Origin of the sequence: Sphingobacterium sp. WOUb80 (assembly GCF_050058145.1) — a bacterium.
In the GTDB taxonomy this organism is placed as follows: Bacteria; Bacteroidota; Bacteroidia; order Sphingobacteriales; family Sphingobacteriaceae; genus Sphingobacterium.
Genome location: NZ_CP165617.1, coordinates 6,372,982 through 6,391,885, shown reverse-complemented (window position 1 = coordinate 6,391,885; position 18,904 = coordinate 6,372,982). Strand labels below are relative to the sequence as shown.

The following is an 18,904-nucleotide window of genomic DNA, read 5'->3' as shown; positions in this document are numbered from 1 at the left end:
TTTAACATTTGCAATGCAAGCATAACTTTGTGATAACAATTAATTCACGCAAACACACAATACGCTGATTAATAGTGATTTATTTTTAAAAAAAAATAATCTGAAAGTAACATTGTTACATTTAGGTGCAATAACCATTCATAAGAGAAACTTATGACACCTTGTAAAACACTGCAATCATAATCATAGCCTCATTACTTCATCGCCGTACGACTTTCCCTATTATCTTCGGGGCAAAAACTTATCATCCCTTTTTTCTCATACATCAGCACGCCAGCATCGCGTATCACAGCATAGACCTTTTCCCGATTGGTCCTGTAGCACACAGTCGTACTTATGAGCTTATTCGGTATGCATTTCATATTTTTGACCGTAAATCCATGCCAGCGGCTCATCTGCCAGACAAATTCTGTCAGTGGGACATCTTTGTATTCACGTACAGCATTCGCTCATTGCGAAATTTTTTCGAAATCTCCGTTCGCTAAATTAAAATAGACTACCCCGTCGTATTTTTTACCCTTCGATAGATAGGGTTTGGCAACAACAACTTCGTCTAAATAATAAAGCACCTGCTTTTCGTTTGATCTTCGATCAGAGAAGAAAAACTTTTTATATGATTTTGCCCATGTAACTTGGCATAAGAGGCTAATTCAAACGTTCCGTAATCACTCGAAATTTTTCCATTGTCAGTTTGTATTACCATCACACCCCTAAACAGTTGGCTAGGTATATCTATAAGTGCCTCGCTCTCGATAAACACATGAGTACTATCTCCTTGCGTCAACGGATAACGAAGAGTTGGTTGGGCATTTAGCCGGACCCGCATACCGTAAGGGAATTCTATAACACATTGCTGACGGGCAGCTGTCCTGATCACGATAGCCGTATCGTTTGTATTTACTTCCCGCCCGCTGGATGATTTATCAACTTCCAATACCCCCTCGGTCTTGGCGAGCGAAATACCATTTAAATCAAGCAATACTCCCGTTGCATTCGTATCCAATCGAATTATAGATGAATCAGCAAGCACTATTGTACCAGCAGATTCAGACAATGATGCTCCGCACCAAAGGACATATTAGCACATTCCAACCCAATTTCAGTCCTATAATTTCTGTGTTTTGAAATCAAGATTACACTCGACACTAAAACAAATAAAACCGCTGCCGCAGCACGGCCCCACCATAATTGCCCTTTCTTCTTCCGAGCTGACCGATCTCCCACAGCCCGGATCTGTTCAAAATCAGCCCGCCACTCGATGGATAATTCGTTTAACCGATCATTAGACATTTCTTCGATCACCTCAGCATCTGTTGTACTATCCAAATTGATAAATTCATAAAAATAATGATGATCTTGTTTCCATTGACAATTCCACTTCGATCTATCAACATGCTGGCAAACTTCTCATAATCGTAGCGCAAAAGTTTCCTAACGGAATAAGGAAGATCAAACACAAATCTGTTAAATTGTCCTTAATGAGGAATATCTTTACTATTAAGATTATAAAGCCTATCTTCAATCCCTCCATTGATATACCTTAAGTAAGATTTAGTTGTATTCAACCGACCAATATGCCAATTGAACGAATGATAAATAGAGCTGTTTGGCTAATATTTGGCAATGACATTATCTTTGAGGAAATACTGTAGTTTTATACTATCTGATAATCTACCAATTAAGTCTTATTGAAAACTTCTATAGGTTTCCCCTGATTGAAAAACTATCATTAAGTACAAGCATGTCAATAGCATGCCATAGGCGTGCTTATAATCCTCAAAAATTGAAAAGCATTTTAAAGTCCGCTGAGCGATCAAACCTAACGAAAAAGGCAAGGATCAACACGAAACTTTCGAATCGAGCGTACTGATTTAAAACACTTTAAAACAAGCCATTTTAACACCATTTCATGTACAAAGTCAAGATCACTTACTTTCCGAATAGCGAACGTTGGAATGGTATTTAATCATCGGAAATGGAGCAGGTTTCTCAAAGAGTCGTCTACTATTCTCATATTATTACACCCGATCTAAGTTTGAGATCATAGAGAAGTATGGAAGGACTTTAAATCAGAACTTCAAAAATAAAATTCCCGAGATGAATGAGTATTTTAATGAACGTCTCCCAAAACAATTGGATGATAGCCAAACGTTAGAATATTGGAAATAAAAATATTATAATTTCCTTGAGAAATATAATGCACTTTTAGAGAGATAGAAATAATTTCTCTAAGAATTAAAAAAAAAGATTACTCGAAACTGTTACAAGTTGTAGAAATTGGAAAATATTTCTAAGTGTATTTTTTGGAAGATATTCTTCTAGAGTACGATGTGACAAATTTACTACGCATTAGTACATAAAAGCGGCAATTTCTTTCGAAATTGCCGCTTTTATTTGCTTATAAATCTAAAAGATTATTTCACGTCCCACCAAACTGGCTCATATAAAAACTTGATACCAGGGAAGTTACCATTGCTAGTCACCTCATTTTGAGGATATGGCAAACGTAATGGCCAACGTCCAGCTCCCAAACGCGATGCTACAGAAACCTCGAAGAAAGTCGGATAACCGGTTCTTCTCCATTCTGACCAGGCTTCAAAACCTTGACTACCACACATGGCATAATACTTTTGTGTAATAATGGATTCCAACTTAGCCGTTGCCGATTTGTCTGAGAAGTCTTTTGCATCAACAGCATTAGCCAAATAAACATCTGATTCCGCATCTGTTAATTTAGCAGCTTTAAAGCTTTCTTTTACGCCTTGATTAAACAACGCAGTTGCATCTCCGCTCCCCCAACCTCTGACGATCGCCTCTGCTTGCAAGAATTTTGATTCTGCACTTGAGAATAACCATACAGGTGCTAAAGCTGATTGTGCATCATTTGCATTTCCAGCAACTAAAGCCGATGGAGGAGAAACTAATTTTTCAGAATTAATTTCAAATGACCCTTGTGGAATATAAGCTATTGTATCTTGCTTAGGCAATATACTAAAGAAAGCATAAAGTCTTGGATCGTTATTTCTCTTAAAAGCTTTAGCCACAGTTGCACTTGCTACGATATTTTGTGTTCGGCCCAAACCGATCATCTCATTATACAAGGGGTTTTCATTTCCACCTGTACTTGTATACGTGATCGATACACCTTTATCCAAAAAAGTTGCTTTGCTATCGTAAAGCGCTTTCACACCAGCCGCTGCTTTAGTTGCATTCTTTTCACTTAATCTCAAATATGCTTTAAGCTTAAGAGTGTTTCCAAAAGCAGTCCATCGTGTTAGATCACCACCAAACAACATATCCTGAGTTCCTACTGCATTTGCATTAGGTGTTTTTAACAAAGCCAACCCTTTATCTACAAAATTGAATACGGAGTCATAAACAACTTCTTGTGAATCATATTTTGGGCTTCTGTGCTCTGCACCTGTCAAGGCTTCAGCAACTGGAACATCTCCAAAAGCATCGGTTGCCACTTGAAATGTATATGCTTTCAACAAATAAGCAATACCTTTATAGTATTCATTTTTAACCTCTTTACTATCGATGATCATCTGCGCATTATTCAATGCGTTTCTGTACAAAGCAACCCAAGCGGTATTGGTATTCGCATTGGAAACTTGGTATTGATCGACAGTCTTATACTGTGAAGAAGATGGGCTTTGAGTCCAATATTGAGCCCAAATACTTCCATAAACCTGAAGTGAATTACCGACGACCTGACTGATAGAAGCCTCTACTGTAGGTAATAGTAGGCTAGGATCAGCTTTATCGGGATTATTTGGATTGGTGTTCACATCCAAAAATTTATTACATCCGGATAGCCCAAAAACTGTTGAGGCAACCAGAACAAGTCCAAGACTTTTTATTTTAATATTTTTAATATTCATTATGATCAAGAATTAGAATGATACCTTTACGTTGACACCATAGTTACGTAATGAAGGTTGTGCTGTAAAGTCAAAACCTTGTGCATTTCCCGCTCCTGAAGAGTTCACTTCTGGATCAGCAAATTTGTTTGCTTTAGGTGTCCAAATAAATAAGTTATTACCAAAAAGACCGATGGTTGCAGCCCCAAATGGAGTTTTCTCTAATTGATGTTTTTTGAAGGTGTAAGAAACTGTCAGATTGCGCAATTTCACATAAGAACCATCAATTACACTCATACCTGTTTGGAAATTATTCCCGTAGTAAGAAGCTTTATCATACTTTACAGAAGTATTTTCTGTAAAGTTTCCATTTGCGTCCTCAATAACTGAATTAGGGTAAATCAAACCGATACGTTCACCACCTGTCTCCTCAGATGCGCCAACGAATGCCAGTGTATTTTTTGTTCTTGAGAAGAATACTCCTCCTTGCTTAGCATCAAACAAAGCACTTAATGACCAATTTTTGTAAGTCACATTCGTACCCAAAGAAGCTTGATATTTCGGATTATAAGATCCTAAATATTCCGCTTTTGAAGTCGCAACAGGCAAACCTGTTTTGCCATCCACAATAGTACGTCCTTGCGGGTCTTTCGCTTCAGTAACAGCATAAAATTCACCATAAGGGCGACCTACAGCAGCTACGATAGACATTCCAGAGAAACCACCGACAGAAACTTGCTCAACACCATCCATCAATTCAACGACCTTACTGTTATTTTTGGTATAAGTACCATATAATTCCCAGCTAAAATTGTCTGTTTTGATAGGTGTACCACGAAGTGTTAACTCAACACCTTTGTTTTGAACTTTACCCGCATTGATCACACTAAATCCATAACCTGTCGATGCCGGAATAGGAATACTTAAAATCTGGTTTTTAGAGCTATTGTTATAATATGTAAAATCTACATACAATCTATTTTGTAAGAAACCTAACTCAGTACCAAGCTCAAATGAATTTGTAATTTCCGGCTTTAAACCCGCATTTCCAATAGTAGAGCTTGACATTAAAGCAGAGACATTACCAAAAGGAAAAGTTGTACTACCAAATCCACCGTTGATTGTTGTACGGGCAAAAGTAGTCAACAATTGATATGGATCAGTATCTGACCCCACCTGCGCCCAGTTTGCACGGAATTTAGCGTAGTTCCAAGTCTTTTTGATGTTCTCATTGAAAAGCTCAGAAAACACAAATGAACCACTTACACTTGGATAGAAGAATGAATTATTATCCTTAGGCAGTGTAGAAGACCAATCATTACGGCCTGTAACCTCTAAATAGGCCATGTCTTTATAGGATATATTTGCATCCGCATATACGCCTACTAATCTTCTATTTGACCAAGTATCTTCAATCAAATTTAATGGACCGTTTGAATTTGCTAAGTTATACCATCCTGGCACCACCAAACCACCACTAGCGTTTGTTGCTGTACTGTTGCTAGTTGTTTTGCGTTGACGGATGTTATTACCAATCATTAATGATCCTTTCCAGTCGTCATTGAAGTCATGCGTTGCGGTAGCCATAAAATCATGAACGATCTCATTAACATTAAATTGATCAATACGATAAGATCCTACTCCCGAAACACGGTTTCCGTTGCTATAAGGAGCGGCAGCATCTGTTGCAACATAGTTATATTTTGGAGACTCATTTCTACGGCGATCCGAATAGTTATCCAAACCAACGCGCTCTTGGAATGTCAACCAAGATGTTGGCTTGTAATCAATATTGAAATTACCAACAATACGGTTCACATCATTGTAGTTTTTGAAGTTATCCAATATCCAGTATGGGTTAAGTGTGTAAGCTCCATAATAACCATACTCATTACTGTGTACCAAACCGTTCGCATCTGTAAATCCATATGCATTGTAAGGATTGTTCAAGTCTTTTAGTCCTTTGATATCGATATCACGAGGTGTTTGTAAAATCGCATTGTAAACAGATCCTCCACCTTGACCACCACCGACATTATTACTATTGATTCGGTTATAGCTTACAGAAATTCCTGCCGAGAATTTATTTGAAAATTCAGTATTTCCATTAAAACGTACACCATACTTGTTATAGTTATCGTTTTTACCAGGATAAACACCATTTGAATTCAAGGCATTCAATCCCAAATAGAAGCTAGATTTTTCTGTTCCTCCAGCGAAACTCAAATTGTTATCCGAAGCAATACCGGTATCGAAGAAATCACGAACATTGTTTTTTACAGCAGAATAAGGTTTTTGCTGTCTAACTCCGTTGATCGTTTGTCCCCATTCCTGCATCTTGCCTGTAAATGCCGGTCCCCAAGAACCATTTTCCCTTGGATCGTTGACATAAGTTACATCTCCGGTAGTCTTATTGATATTGTAATATCCCTGTCCATAGTCATTTTGGAAATCAGGTAATTTCAAAATGGATGAAAATGTATTTACTGTATTAAAAGTGATTTGATTCTTCGCGCCTTTATTACCACTTTTCGTCGTGATGATTAGGGCACCATTTGATGCACGGGAACCATACAACGCAGCAGCAGCTGGCCCCTTCAATATAGTTACAGAGGCAATATCGTCTGGATTGATATCATTCCCTCTATTTCCAAAATCCACACTTGACAAATCACTTGCGCCACCTACTTTACTTGTATTATCGATAGGCATACCATCAACAACGATCAAAGCTTGGTTGTTACCGCTGATTGACGTTCCACCACGCAAAACCACACGAGAAGAACTACCAGGTGAATTTGATGTTGATGTGATATTTACACCCGCAACTTTACCGGCTAAAGAGTTGATAGCACTTGAATTACCTCCCTCACGTAATTCATCCGCTTTAATTGTTGGAGCAGAATAGCCTAACGAGCGTTTCTCACGCTTAATTGCATTAGCAGTGACTACAACTTCTTGCAAAGCATTGTCTTGACCCGATAAAGAAACATTGAATACTGTACTATTGTTATTAACAATAATGGTTTTATCGTCAAAACCAACGGAACGGAATACAACAACTTTACCTGCCGGTACACTCAGAGAGTAATTACCATTAGCATCAGTTTGTGTTGCTTGATTAGTCCCTTGCACAACTACTGTTACCCCTGGTATTGCTTTACCCTCAGCAGATGTAACACGACCACTAATCTTTTTTTCTTGAGCGAATGCAACCGAAGTCAGAATCATACCGCCAACAAGAAAACTTAGTAATGTTTGTTTCATGTTTTAGTTAGTTAATTTTATTATTTTTTCTAATCCTATATATTGATATAAATTATATCCGTTATCATAATCGTCTAAACATAAATTGTTTAGACAATAAACTACAATGCGCCAAATAGCCCCTTGCAGTTCATTCAGTAACAGTTGAAAATACTATTGGAAAAGTGAGCCCAGGTAGATGCAGGGTCAGTCCTTAGATAAATATCCAGCTGTAAAATTTGCTCTTTTCAGCATTTACAGTAAATAATAGTTAGTGCGATTTTTATTAGCGGTGTCAAATATATAAAGCCAAAGTTGCTTTTACAAGTTTTTTAACATAATCTCCAGAAAACAGGAAATACCGCAATAATAAGTTCACAATCTTACAAATTAACACAAGAGAATCATTTTAGAATAAAAACTCATCAAACTATTTTCAAACAGAATTTTATACGGAATCAGCTATATTTAACAAAACATTAACAATGCTATAAGAAATCGTTAACACACTATTCTGTTATTTTTTTGCATTAGAAACTCATGTAATTTATAATGATTCTAAACACTTTAAAATCGAGTTATAACAAAAAAAGACGCTCTACCTTCTCAGGCTGAGCGTCTTTCGTTTTTATATTAAACAAGCGCAAAAGCAACTTATTTATTGCTATTTAATCAATATACTCAAATTTCGTGTACGGAACCAAAACTGCAGGAATCTTAATTCCTTTTTCCGTTTGATTATTCTCCAATATTGCCGCCACAATACGTGGCAAAGCCAATGCCGAACCATTCAAGGTATGTGCCAGTTGCATCTTGCCATCGGCATTTTTAAAACGTACTTTCAAGCGATTTGCTTGGTAGGTTTCAAAATTAGAAACCGAAGACACCTCCAACCAACGTTTCTGAGCAGAGCTATATACTTCCATATCATAAGTCAATGCAGAAGTAAAACTCATGTCTCCCCCACAGAGACGCAATACACGGTAAGGCAACTCTAATTTCCGCAACAGTCCTTGTACATATAAACTCATCTCTTCCAGCACCGCATAGGATTTATCTGGATGCACAATCTGCACCGTCTCTACTTTATCAAATTGGTGTAATCGGTTTAATCCACGTACATGTGCTCCATATGAACCTGCTTCACGACGAAAACAGGGTGTATAAGCACAATGTTTGATTGGAAACTGTGCTTCTTTCACAATCTCGTCTCTATAAATGTTGGTGACCGGAACTTCAGCTGTAGGGATCAAATATAGGTTGTCGTTACCCACATAGTACATCTGCCCTTCTTTATCCGGTAATTGTCCCGTAGCAAATGCAGAATCTTCATTGACCAAAATTGGCACCTGTACTTCTTCGTATCCTTCTTCTGCAGCCTGATCCAAAAAGAAATTGATCAATGCGCGTTGCAATTTAGCACCTTTACCTTTATAGATGGGAAAACCTGCACCTGCAACTTTTACGCCAAGCTCTAAATCAACAATATCATATTTGTTCAACAATTCCCAATGAGGCAATGCATCCTCTGACAAGGCGGGGATTTCCCCATGAGTCAAAACAACTTCGTTGTCCTCAGCACTTACACCCGCCGGAACGGATTGATGCGGTAAATTAGGTAATTGTACGATCTTCTCATTCAATTCTGCCTCAATTGTACCCAATTGATCTAAAAGTTGCTTCACTTGCTCTTTATATCCCGAGGATTTGGATTTAACGGTTTCAGCTTCTTCTTTTTTTCCTTGGCGCATCAGATCTCCAATCTGCTTTGCTGCCGCATTAGCCTCTGCCGAAAGTGCGTCTGATTCCGATTGGATCTTACGGCGCTCTTCATCTAAACTGATGATTTCGTCGACCAATCCAATTTCCTTGAAATGCTTGACAGCCAATCTTTCGATTACCGTATCCCTGTTCTCACGGATATAATTTAATTGCAACATAATATAAATGTGTTATTTAAAATAGTGAACAAACTTAGATAAATTTGCCTTTATTTACAAGCAATTTTATTCCTAAACCACCATCCAAAAGCCTTTTTAGCTGCTTTGCGGCTCTCTATTTCCATTGCACCGCACCGGTTAACATCCGTCAACCTATTGAAGACTGATCTTCAACGGGATCGGTATTTACAAGCTATAATCTATAGAAAGAGCGTATCCATTAGACTGCTAATCGATACGCTCTACAATTCGATCTATATGACAAACCCTGTCGTAAGATTCAACCTGATAGACTCATGGAACGCGCATTTGCTAAGCTATGCTTACCGCATCGCATAAATAAACATCCTGAATGGCGTGTAGTAGCTCTACACCTTCATTCATTGGCTTTTGAAAAGCCTTACGGCCGGAGATCAAACCTGTGCCACCTGCACGCTTGTTGATAACCGCTGTTTTTACAGCTTCCTGTATATCATTCTGTCCGGAAGCCCCGCCAGAGTTGATCAATCCTGCCCTACCGGCAAAGCAATTGAGGACCTGGTAGCGACATAGATCAATAGGATGATCGGAAGAAAGCTGTGTATACATACGTTCATCCAGCTTTCCATAACTGCTTTTGCCCATATTCAGTGCTTTGAAACCGCCATTCAACTCGGGGAGTTTTTGCTTGATAATATCCGCTTTAATTGTTACGCCCAAATGATTGGCCTGTCCGGTAAGATCCGCTGCTAAGTGATAATCTTTATCCCCTACTTTAAAAGCCGAGTTGCGCAGATAACACCATAATACCGTCGCCATTCCCAAGGAATGGGCTTCCTCAAACGCTTTTGCCACTTCTATAATCTGACGGTCGGATTCCTCAGACCCGAAGTAAATCGTTGCCCCTACCGCAACAGCCCCCATATTCCAGGCCTCACGAATTGTTCCGTACAAGATTTGATCGGCTCGATTAGGATAGGTCAATAGTTCATTATGATTGATTTTAACCAAAAACGGAATCTTATGTGCATACTTTCGGGCAACAGCGCCCAAAACACCAAAGGTAGAAGCTACAGCATTACAATTTCCCTCCAAGGCCAGTTTCACAATATTTTCTGGATCAAAATACTGCGGATTCGGAGCAAAAGAAGCTCCGGCACTGTGTTCGATACCCTGATCCACTGGCAATATCGAAAGATACCCGGTATTGGCTAACCGCCCCGTTCCAAAAAGTTGACCCAAACTCCGCAAGACCTGAGGGCTCCGATCACTTGAACTATATACTTGGTCGATAAATGCCGCTTGTGGAAGATGAAGCATTGTTTTGGGAACTGCGGGTTGATCAAATTCTAACAAATAACTCGCTTCAGCACCTAGATGTGCTTGTATTTTTTCAATGTATTGCATAATTTATTTAAAATAAAGTGATGGAGTTTACCATTATCTTTAAAATAGAACTCCAAAAAGCACAGAATGTTTTAGCGCAAATTATATAGTAAAAAAAACTTAACTTTGACCATGTTATATTTAGTTCCAACACCTATTGGCAATCTGGAGGACATGACGCTCCGTGCGATCAATGTCCTGAAAGAAGTGGACCTCATCTTAGCAGAGGATACAAGGACCAGTGCTCCGCTATTGAAGCATTTTGGAATCGACAAAAAGGTATTTGCGCATCATCAGCACAATGAACATAAAGCCGTATCTGAAATCATTAAATTCTTGAAAGAAGGGCAAAACATTGCATTAATTTCGGACGCAGGGACACCAGCGATCTCGGATCCGGGTTTTTTATTGGTACGTGAGGCCATTAAAGAAGGACTCGAAGTACAGTGCTTACCAGGTGCAACAGCTTTCGTGCCTGCGCTTGTCAATTCGGGACTTCCCAACGACCGTTTTTGTTTTGAAGGTTTCCTACCCGTAAAAAAAGGTAGACAAACACGCTTAAAAGCTTTAGCAGAAGAAAAACGAACGATGATCTTTTACGAGTCGCCACATCGTATTCTTAAAACCATAGAAGAATTTATCACAGTTTTTGGAGCTGAAAGACAAGCTTCGATATCACGGGAATTGAGCAAACTCTATGAAGAAAATGTTCGCGGAACATTAACTGATTTAAAATTACACTTTGAAAACAATCCGATTAAAGGAGAATTTGTATTTTGTGTAGCGGGATTGGAATAAATTTTGACAATCTTTAGGTATTAAAAAGTATTTGACATGAACATGGAACAATTTGCACAGGACGGGCAGGACATAAAAATCATTGAAAAATTGGTTACTAAAGTCCAAGATATGCTTACTCCAGGGGAAAAAATAGATTATATTGCAGTTCAAAAAAAACCTGCAGTAACCATTTTACCAGACAGTATCACCATCAGTAATAAACGCATTTTTATGTGTGAATTTACTAAACTTGGCTTGGCTACTGATTTTGAAATCTTTGGTTGGCAAGATATCAAAGATATCGCCTTCAAAGAGGAGATATTTGGATCGAAAGTTACGGTTATCCCTTTTACAGGAGAAAATCTAAGTATAGACTATATCCCAAAAGTTCAGGCCAGAAAGCTGTATCAATATATTAAAGCCGCTCTTGAAAATTATAAAAAAGCCGAATTAGCTGCCGAAAAAGAAAAAATAGTCATCGCTCCAACAGTTGCGAAGGAAGTGGTTTTTGAACGGCCAGAAAGTAATATACCGGTTCAGCCAGCGGTCACTGCACCTGCCCCATCAGCACCACAATCTTATGGGTCTGCTCAGCCAACTCCACCGGCGCCTATTCAGGCACAGCAACCGATCGGATCTACCCCTACTGTTCCTCCAGTTTCGGCAGCTCCTATCGTCCCACCAACTGCCGCAAAAGAAGAGGAAGATGATGAAATTACCTTAAAGCTCAAAAAATTAAAGACACTCTTCGACAAACAATTGATTACCCAAGAGGAATACGAGAGTAAAAAGAGAGAAGTTTTATCCAGTTTATAATCATAAATGGGAGAAAATATATAGTGAAAAACAACTATCTACTGGCACTTTTAAGTGCCTTTTTATTGTGGTTGGGTTGGCCTCCAATCCCTTATTCCAGTCCATTGTTATTTATTGGTTTTGTGCCTTTACTCATTGCTGTGGAAAATATTATCCGCAGTGAAACTTTCAAAAAGAAAGGCCGAAAAGTATTTCTTACTGCAGGACTCACCGCAGTTGTCTGGAACACGGCCTCAATTTACTGGGTATATAACTCCATTTCGGCAGTTATGCCGCCATTTGCCGCTGTTGTGATCAGTCTGATCCCTTTTTGTCTTGGCGCTGCTCTAATGGCACTGGCTTTTCGGCTATATGCGCAATTACGACGTAAAACGAACATCCTGTTATCCCTTTTCGGGTTAATGGGATTCTGGATAAGCTATGAATTTCTACACGAATCCTGGGATTTAGCCTTCCCTTGGATGACATTAGGCAACGGTTTCGCAAGTTTCCACCAATTGATACAATGGTATGACATCACAGGTGTCTATGGCGGAACAATATGGATCTGGCTGGTCAATATCTTGGTATTTACACTTTATCTCAATCGAAAAGGACTTTATCCGATCAAACGTAAGATTGTTCCGATTGCTTCTTTAGCTGCAGTATTGCTACTTCCTAGCGCCTACTCGTTAATGCGGTATTTCAACTACGAAGAACACCAAAACCCGGCACAGATTGTGGTCGTTCAACCGAATATTGACCCTTATATTAAATTCAATTTAAGTCCTGAGGAACAATTAAATACCTTACTCTCCTTATCAAGTTCAGTCGCCAAACCCAATACGGAGTTTTTTATCTGGCCTGAAACTGCACTTTCACAGAACGGCTATTTTGATGAGGAAAGTTTTCGTGAAACCTATTCATACCAGCGTATCTTAAAATTTTTAGATCAATATAAAAATGGCAATGTACTTTCAGGTATTGAAAGTTATCAGTTGTACAACTATGCAAAAACACCTACTGCGCGTGAAATAGCTCCTAATGTATATCAGGATAATTTCAATGCCGCAACATTGATCGATTATTCCTCCAAACTACAGTTTTACCATAAGTCCAAACTCGTGCCGGGCGTAGAGCAAATGCCTTTTGGCGCAGCGATGAACTTCTTGAAACCTTTATTTAAAGCATTCGGTGGTACCACAGGGGGCTATGGAAAACAGGCTGAACCTTCGGTATTCTATGCCCAGAGTGGTATTGGTGCTGCACCCGTAATCTGTTATGAATCCATTTGGGGCAATTATGTTTCTAAATACGTCAAAAAAGGCGCTCAATTTATAGCGATCATTACCAACGATGGCTGGTGGGGCAATACTTCGGGTAAAGACCAGCATTTACAATATGCGAAACTCAGAGCGATTGAAAACCGCCGCTGGGTTGCTCGCTCAGCCAATACAGGGATTTCTGGCTTTATCAACCAACGTGGCGATATTATACAGCAGACCAAATGGTGGCAGCCTACAGCCTTAAATCAGGAAATTAATTTAAATGAAGAAATTACTTTCTACACACAAGCAGGTGATATTGCGGCCTATTTGGGTTTGGCGCTCGCGATTGGAGGAATTGTGATGCTCATCGCGGTCAGACGAAAAAAAGAACTTATCTAAATAAAAAGTAGCGCCAAACTGAAATAATAGATTGGCGCTATATTTTTTTATCAGATCGGAAAATTACTCCTCCTATACCATTTACGGCAAAAAGAACCTAATTCTAACGAGACCCCATCACGCCAACACCTATCAGCTATAATTAGGAAAATAAAATGATAAAAATAAGTCATTTAATACCTTTAATTTACTTTGGAGATTTGTAATTTTGCAGCATGCAAGTATATTTTGATAATGCAGCGACTACAGCCTTAGATCCTGAAGTAATAAAAGTAATGGTCGATGTGATGGACAATAACTTTGGAAATCCATCTTCTATCCATAGTCACGGACGACAAGTAAAAACAATTGTAGAAAAAGCTCGTAAAACGATTGCCAATCTACTTCATGTATCTCCAGCAGAGATATTCTTCACATCGGGTGGAACCGAAGCCGACAATATGGCCATTGTCAGGTCAATTGCCGACTTTGGGATAAGCCATGCCATCACCTCACCAATAGAGCACCATGCGGTATTGCATACTTTAGAGGAGCTGGAGAAAGCCGGTAAAGTACACCTTGATTTATTGGAAGTTGACGAAAAAGGTAATTTAAACCTCAACCAGCTGGAAGAACTTTTAAGTACCAATCCGCGTACCTTCGTTTCCATTATGCATGCTAACAATGAAATCGGAAATCTCAACGATATTCAACGTATCGCCGAATTATGTCAAAAATATAATGCGATATTCCATTCGGATACTGTACAGACTATGGGTCATTATCCCCACGATCTTGGCAGTCTTAAAATAGATTTTATAACAGGAGCTGCACATAAATTCCATGGTCCAAAAGGAGTTGGTTTTCTTTATATCAATGCCAATAACAAGATCAAACCATTGATCTATGGCGGAGCGCAGGAACGCAACATGCGCGGTGGAACAGAAAATGTCTATGGTATAGCAGGACTTGCCAAAGCCCTGGAACTTGCCTATGAGCACATGGATGAACATCACGCTTATATTCAAAATCTAAAATCTTATATGATCGACGAATTGCAAAAAGCGATCCCAGATATTGATTTTAATGGTGTTATTGAACCCGAAAAATCATTGTATACTGTACTGAATGTTTCATTCCCTTGCAGCGACCTTGCCGACATGCTCTTATTCAATCTGGATATTGCAGGTATATCTTGCTCGGGTGGCAGCGCCTGCAGTTCAGGCACAGACATCGGATCGCATGTATTAGGTGCTATCAAATCCAGCTCAGAACGTCCTTCAGTTCGTTTTTCATTCTGCAAGCATAATACAAAGGAAGAAGTCGATTTTGTGGTAGCAACGTTGAAAGAACTTTGTACAAAGAACAAATAGCACTTACAGGTAAAGCTTCAAGAATGACCCGCAAGTGAAGAATAAATTATCAGGCTTGCAGCGAGAAAGAACTTATCTATAGCCGAAAAACAGCTATAAATCCAAAAACATAAAAAGCCGAAAGTATACTTTCGGCTTTTTATGTTTTAATATATCCCTTAGGCTACATATCAATTTTTTGTCAATACATAATATTTGGAAATATCGCCCGTAATGTCATTTCCAGAGAGATCCAGCTGACTGAGTATCCGATTTCCTAGTTTGAATTTATAATCAACCCCATCCAATGTGACGATATTGCCGTCCAATTTCCATTTTCCCTCCCGCACAAAGACATCATCACTCTTATTTAGATATTTGGATGAATATTGGTAGGTGTTGTCAGCATGTAATGAAATAAGTGTTTCAATCCCATCACAATCCGCACAAGGCATGATACCTTTATATTCTCCAATTACTACTTCCGCCTTATCTCTTCCTTTAAGGTCTTGTAAATTATCCTTATAGGCAGCCACACTTTGTTTGGGATTATCACATCCCACCATTCCAATTGTCAACAACAAACCCACAATCCAAATATACCTTTTCATCTCATTCCAAATTCAAAAAAACAGCATCTAACAGTTACACCAATAAATTCATAACAAATTAAATACCAAAAATTTAGAAAAGATTAAAAATCATCTTCATCTTCGTCTGTTATAAATGATAACGCACCCTGTAACTCGCCCAAAGCATGGAAATTGCGGGTCTTACGAGCGATCTCAATTCCGGCTCTATAAATAGCAGTCGCTAGTTCCTGTTTATTCAGTTTTTCGTATAGCTTACCCAAGTGATAATAGGTTCCTACATAATCTGGGTCCGTCTGTACTAAATTCTCAAATCTTGACATGGCCTCTTGCTCATTCTCCTGCTTGAGATATTCCGCTGCAATCGCGTATTTTAAAAAAGGATCTTCGGGGCTCTCTTTCAAAAATTCATTCAGTTGATCCAATCGTGTCGACATATCTTTTTTATTTCAAACTTAGACAAATTGCATTTTATATGCAATTTAATTGTGTATCCCCTAAAATAATCACCGCCCTTTCCGAAGTACCCAAAAGCTTTTCCAAACCGAACCTCGGACAAATTTTGCGCGGACACCTAAAATTACTATGCTAGCATATAAAATGACAATTTACTGACGTAGTAAATCTATTGTCAAAAACCAGCTATTTAAAATAAAATTTTACAAAAAAAACAACAAAACACCTCAATATCATATCACATCAAAAAAAATACAAGAAAAGAGCTGGTAAAATTAAAAATTCATCAAAATCACAAGAAGACTCTTTAGCAGAATTTAAAACGCCCTAACGCTTTTTAATTGAAAGAAAATATGGTAAGTTTGAGTAAAACCAATCGTATATGAAAATATTAGTTTGTATAAGTAATGTCCCTGACACTACATCCAAAATCACTTTTACAAATGACAACACTGCATTTAATACAGCTGGTGTACAATTCATTATAAACCCTTATGATGAAATTGCTTTATCCAAAGCAGTTGAGTTGGCCGAAGGTGGAAAAGGAACCGTAACTGTCATCAATGTGGGCGATGCATCTACAGATGCAACCATTCGAAAAGCATTGGCAATTGGCGCAGACAATGCTGTACGGATTAACGCCGTTCCGCGCGATGCTTGGTTTGTCGCGAATCAAATTGCACAATATGCCAAAGACAATGCATTTGACTTAATTTTAACTGGCCGTGAATCCATCGACTATAACGGTGCTCAAGTGGGGGCAATCGTAGGAGAACTGCTGCATATCCCTTCTGTTTCCATTGCCAAAAAAGTTGACATTTCGGGCGACGCAGTCACAGTTGAGCGCGAGATTGAAGGTGGAAAAGAAGTATTGACAGCAAAGTTGCCAATCGTCATTGGTACAGCAGAAGGTGTTGCCGAGCCAAAAATACCGAATATGCGTGGTATTATGAGTGCGCGTACGAAACCATTAGATGTGCTGGAACCTTCCACTATAGACGTTCTTGAACACATTGTCAGCTACGAGACACCTGCTCCACGGGGTACGGTCAAACTTGTTGACGCTTCCGAGGTGGAAAAATTAGTTTCTCTTCTTCACGACGAAGCTAAAGTTATTTAATCTTTAAACGCTAAAACACTATGTCTATACTAGTATATGTAGAAAATACCGATGGGAAGTTCAAAAAATCAGCTTTTGAAGTTGTTTCTTACGCAAAATCCATCGCCGATAACATACAGACTGACCTTGTTGCCATTTCAATCGGGAATGTTGCTGAAGACGAACTTGCTGGTTTGGGCAAGTATGGTGCTTCCAAAGTATTAAATGTCGATAACGAACGGCTTACTTCTTTTGTAAATCAGGCCTATGCAAGCATCATCGCTGAGGCTGTCAAAAGCACTGGTACCAAGCTACTTGTCCTATCCAACTCGTTTTCGGGCAAAGGACTTGCTCCACGTATTGCAGCCAAATTGGAGGCTGGTCTTGCCGATGGCGCACTCGAATTACCGACAATCAATGGCGACAAACTAACTGTCAAAAAAACTGCATTTTCCAATAAGGCTTTCGCGACACTAGAGCTTACTTCGGCCACCAAAGTGATCGCTTTAAGTCCAAATGCTTACGAAACCAAAGAAGTTGGTGGCACGGCGACAGTCGAAACTTTCGCGCCAAATATTGATCAACTCGATTTTACAACCTTAGTCAAAGAAATTGTTCGTGCAACAGACAAAATTTCCCTACCGGAAGCTGAAATCGTCGTCTCTGCGGGCCGTGGACTAAAAGGACCTGAAAACTGGGGAATGATTGAAGAACTCGCCGATGTGCTTGGCGCAGCTACAGCCTGTTCAAAACCAGTATCCGATGCTGGCTGGCGCCCCCATTCAGAGCACGTTGGCCAGACAGGTATTGTGGTGAGCCCCAATCTTTATATTGCAATTGGTATCTCCGGAGCAATCCAGCATTTGGCTGGAGTAAGCTCTTCTAAAACAATCGTTGTCATCAACAAAGATCCAGAAGCGCCCTTTTTCAAAGTGGCCGACTATGGAATTGTAGGCGATGCCTTCGACGTCGTTCCGAAATTAACGCAGGCATTGAAGGCTTACAAAGGTATTTAAAGCTTTCATCCGATATATTCTCCCCATTTATCCAAAATGAATGGGGAGTTTTTAGTTGTTATAATTGCATATAAAAGCAAATTTATCTAAGTTTGTAGACCGCTTTGGAATTAAAATGAAGAAAATCAGATTAGATATCGTTGGTTTATCCTATAGTCAAACACAATCTGGCGCTTATGCTCTTGTATTGGGAGAAGTGGAGGGCAACAGAAGATTGCCCATCATTATCGGCAGCCATGAAGCTCAGGCTATTGCTATTCGGATAGAGAAAATGATTCCTAGTCGTCCGCTCACACACGACCTATTTCAATCTTTTGCAGATTCTTTTGGTATTAAACTCATTGAAGTACTGATCTATAATTTGATTGAAGGTATATTTTATGCTAAAATTATCTGTTCCGACGGCAATAAGATTGTCGAGATTGATGCCCGCACATCCGATGCTGTTGCATTGGCTGTACGGTTTGAAGCGCCGATCTATGCCTACGAATTTATTATGTCCTCTGCTGGAATTATCATTGAAGGACATGAGTTTGCATTTTTGGAAAACCTGGACAAATCCAACAAAGTTCAGGATCCAAGTGTTGTTGAGGTCGAAGAAAAAACGCCTTCAAAATCCCCACAAAACCCTTTCTCCTCGTTGACAGATGAGCAACTGGAGCAAGCACTTAATCAGGCATTGACCGAAGAAAACTACGAGCAGGCCGCCTTGATTAGGGATGAGATTTCCAAAAGAAAATAACTCCTTTCATTAAA

At 39.1% G+C, this 18,904-nt stretch carries 16 protein-coding genes; 7 read left to right on the top strand and 9 right to left on the bottom strand.

Features of this window, described 5'->3' with window-relative positions; all coding sequences use genetic code 11:
• Positions 1-194: 194 nt before the first annotated feature.
• From AB1Z56_RS26345 to AB1Z56_RS26315, 7 genes are all read right to left on the bottom strand, one after another.
• A complete protein-coding gene (locus AB1Z56_RS26345; protein ID WP_426790548.1) occupies positions 195-362 on the bottom strand; it encodes a hypothetical protein in 168 nt (55 codons plus the stop codon).
• 191 nt (positions 363-553) lie between these two features.
• Positions 554-1,003: a hypothetical protein gene (locus AB1Z56_RS26340; RefSeq protein WP_426790547.1), complete on the bottom strand. Its 450-nt coding sequence runs from the start codon at positions 1,001-1,003 to the stop codon at positions 554-556.
• A gap of 26 nt (positions 1,004-1,029) precedes the next feature.
• Positions 1,030-1,326 (bottom strand): hypothetical protein, encoded by a 297-nt coding sequence (locus AB1Z56_RS26335; RefSeq protein WP_426790546.1) that lies wholly within the window; start codon positions 1,324-1,326, stop codon positions 1,030-1,032.
• A gap of 1,088 nt (positions 1,327-2,414) precedes the next feature.
• A complete protein-coding gene (locus tag AB1Z56_RS26330; protein WP_426790545.1) occupies positions 2,415-3,884 on the bottom strand; it encodes a SusD/RagB family nutrient-binding outer membrane lipoprotein in 1,470 nt (489 codons plus the stop codon).
• A gap of 12 nt (positions 3,885-3,896) precedes the next feature.
• Entirely contained in the window at positions 3,897-7,130 is a 3,234-nt protein-coding gene (locus tag AB1Z56_RS26325) for a SusC/RagA family TonB-linked outer membrane protein (protein WP_426790544.1), read from the bottom strand.
• A 647-nt stretch (positions 7,131-7,777) separates the two neighbouring features.
• A complete protein-coding gene (serS, locus tag AB1Z56_RS26320) occupies positions 7,778-9,049 on the bottom strand; it encodes a serine--tRNA ligase (protein ID WP_313266719.1) in 1,272 nt (423 codons plus the stop codon).
• Positions 9,050-9,361: 312 nt separating this feature from the next.
• A complete protein-coding gene (locus AB1Z56_RS26315) occupies positions 9,362-10,435 on the bottom strand; it encodes a class I fructose-bisphosphate aldolase (RefSeq protein ID WP_309366613.1) in 1,074 nt (357 codons plus the stop codon).
• Positions 10,436-10,546: 111 nt separating this feature from the next.
• Here AB1Z56_RS26315 and rsmI point away from each other — a divergent pair, with 111 nt between their 5' ends.
• The 4 genes from rsmI to AB1Z56_RS26295 all read left to right on the top strand — a co-directional run bounded on the left by rsmI (position 10,547) and on the right by AB1Z56_RS26295 (position 15,008).
• Positions 10,547-11,212, top strand: coding sequence for a 16S rRNA (cytidine(1402)-2'-O)-methyltransferase (gene rsmI / locus AB1Z56_RS26310; RefSeq protein ID WP_309366612.1), 666 nt, complete (start codon positions 10,547-10,549; stop codon positions 11,210-11,212).
• A 36-nt stretch (positions 11,213-11,248) separates the two neighbouring features.
• The gene (locus tag AB1Z56_RS26305) at positions 11,249-12,010 is read left to right on the top strand and encodes a PH domain-containing protein (protein WP_309366610.1); all 762 of its coding nucleotides are present in this window, start codon (positions 11,249-11,251) and stop codon (positions 12,008-12,010) included.
• A gap of 23 nt (positions 12,011-12,033) precedes the next feature.
• Positions 12,034-13,656 (top strand): apolipoprotein N-acyltransferase, encoded by a 1,623-nt coding sequence (gene lnt / locus AB1Z56_RS26300; protein WP_426790543.1) that lies wholly within the window; start codon positions 12,034-12,036, stop codon positions 13,654-13,656.
• 215 nt (positions 13,657-13,871) lie between these two features.
• Positions 13,872-15,008 (top strand): cysteine desulfurase family protein, encoded by a 1,137-nt coding sequence (locus AB1Z56_RS26295; RefSeq protein WP_426790542.1) that lies wholly within the window; start codon positions 13,872-13,874, stop codon positions 15,006-15,008.
• Positions 15,009-15,178: 170 nt separating this feature from the next.
• Here AB1Z56_RS26295 and AB1Z56_RS26290 read toward each other — a convergent pair whose 3' ends face one another.
• Complete coding sequence (locus tag AB1Z56_RS26290) at positions 15,179-15,598, bottom strand: copper resistance protein NlpE (protein WP_309366604.1); 420 nt, start codon at positions 15,596-15,598, stop codon at positions 15,179-15,181.
• Between the two features lie 83 nt (positions 15,599-15,681).
• On the bottom strand, positions 15,682-16,014 hold the full coding sequence (locus AB1Z56_RS26285; RefSeq protein ID WP_309366602.1) for a tetratricopeptide repeat protein: 333 nt from the start codon (positions 16,012-16,014) through the stop codon (positions 15,682-15,684).
• 401 nt (positions 16,015-16,415) lie between these two features.
• Between AB1Z56_RS26285 and AB1Z56_RS26280 the strand changes: the two genes are divergently transcribed.
• The 3 genes from AB1Z56_RS26280 (at position 16,416) to AB1Z56_RS26270 (ending at position 18,890) form a co-directional block, all read left to right on the top strand.
• Entirely contained in the window at positions 16,416-17,153 is a 738-nt protein-coding gene (locus AB1Z56_RS26280) for an electron transfer flavoprotein subunit beta/FixA family protein (protein WP_426790541.1), read from the top strand.
• A gap of 20 nt (positions 17,154-17,173) precedes the next feature.
• Positions 17,174-18,148, top strand: coding sequence for an electron transfer flavoprotein subunit alpha/FixB family protein (locus AB1Z56_RS26275; protein WP_426790540.1), 975 nt, complete (start codon positions 17,174-17,176; stop codon positions 18,146-18,148).
• Between the two features lie 115 nt (positions 18,149-18,263).
• Positions 18,264-18,890, top strand: a complete 627-nt coding sequence (locus AB1Z56_RS26270; protein ID WP_046674002.1) for a bifunctional nuclease domain-containing protein — start codon at positions 18,264-18,266, stop codon at positions 18,888-18,890.
• Positions 18,891-18,904: the final 14 nt, after the last annotated feature.

Excerpts from the sequence above, each read along its gene's own strand:
- AB1Z56_RS26345 (WP_426790548.1), bottom strand. The coding sequence starts at position 362 with ATGAAATGCATACCGAATAAGCTCATAAGTACGACTGTGTGCTACAGG.
- AB1Z56_RS26330 (WP_426790545.1), bottom strand. The coding sequence starts at position 3,884 with ATGAATATTAAAAATATTAAAATAAAAAGTCTTGGACTTGTTCTGGTT.
- AB1Z56_RS26325 (WP_426790544.1), bottom strand. The coding sequence starts at position 7,130 with ATGAAACAAACATTACTAAGTTTTCTTGTTGGCGGTATGATTCTGACT.
- serS (WP_313266719.1), bottom strand. The coding sequence starts at position 9,049 with ATGTTGCAATTAAATTATATCCGTGAGAACAGGGATACGGTAATCGAA.
- AB1Z56_RS26315 (WP_309366613.1), bottom strand. The coding sequence starts at position 10,435 with ATGCAATACATTGAAAAAATACAAGCACATCTAGGTGCTGAAGCGAGT.
- rsmI (WP_309366612.1), top strand. The coding sequence starts at position 10,547 with ATGTTATATTTAGTTCCAACACCTATTGGCAATCTGGAGGACATGACG.
- AB1Z56_RS26305 (WP_309366610.1), top strand. The coding sequence starts at position 11,249 with ATGAACATGGAACAATTTGCACAGGACGGGCAGGACATAAAAATCATT.
- AB1Z56_RS26295 (WP_426790542.1), top strand. The coding sequence starts at position 13,872 with ATGCAAGTATATTTTGATAATGCAGCGACTACAGCCTTAGATCCTGAA.
- AB1Z56_RS26290 (WP_309366604.1), bottom strand. The coding sequence starts at position 15,598 with ATGAAAAGGTATATTTGGATTGTGGGTTTGTTGTTGACAATTGGAATG.
- AB1Z56_RS26285 (WP_309366602.1), bottom strand. The coding sequence starts at position 16,014 with ATGTCGACACGATTGGATCAACTGAATGAATTTTTGAAAGAGAGCCCC.
- AB1Z56_RS26280 (WP_426790541.1), top strand. The coding sequence starts at position 16,416 with ATGAAAATATTAGTTTGTATAAGTAATGTCCCTGACACTACATCCAAA.
- AB1Z56_RS26275 (WP_426790540.1), top strand. The coding sequence starts at position 17,174 with ATGTCTATACTAGTATATGTAGAAAATACCGATGGGAAGTTCAAAAAA.
- AB1Z56_RS26270 (WP_046674002.1), top strand. The coding sequence starts at position 18,264 with ATGAAGAAAATCAGATTAGATATCGTTGGTTTATCCTATAGTCAAACA.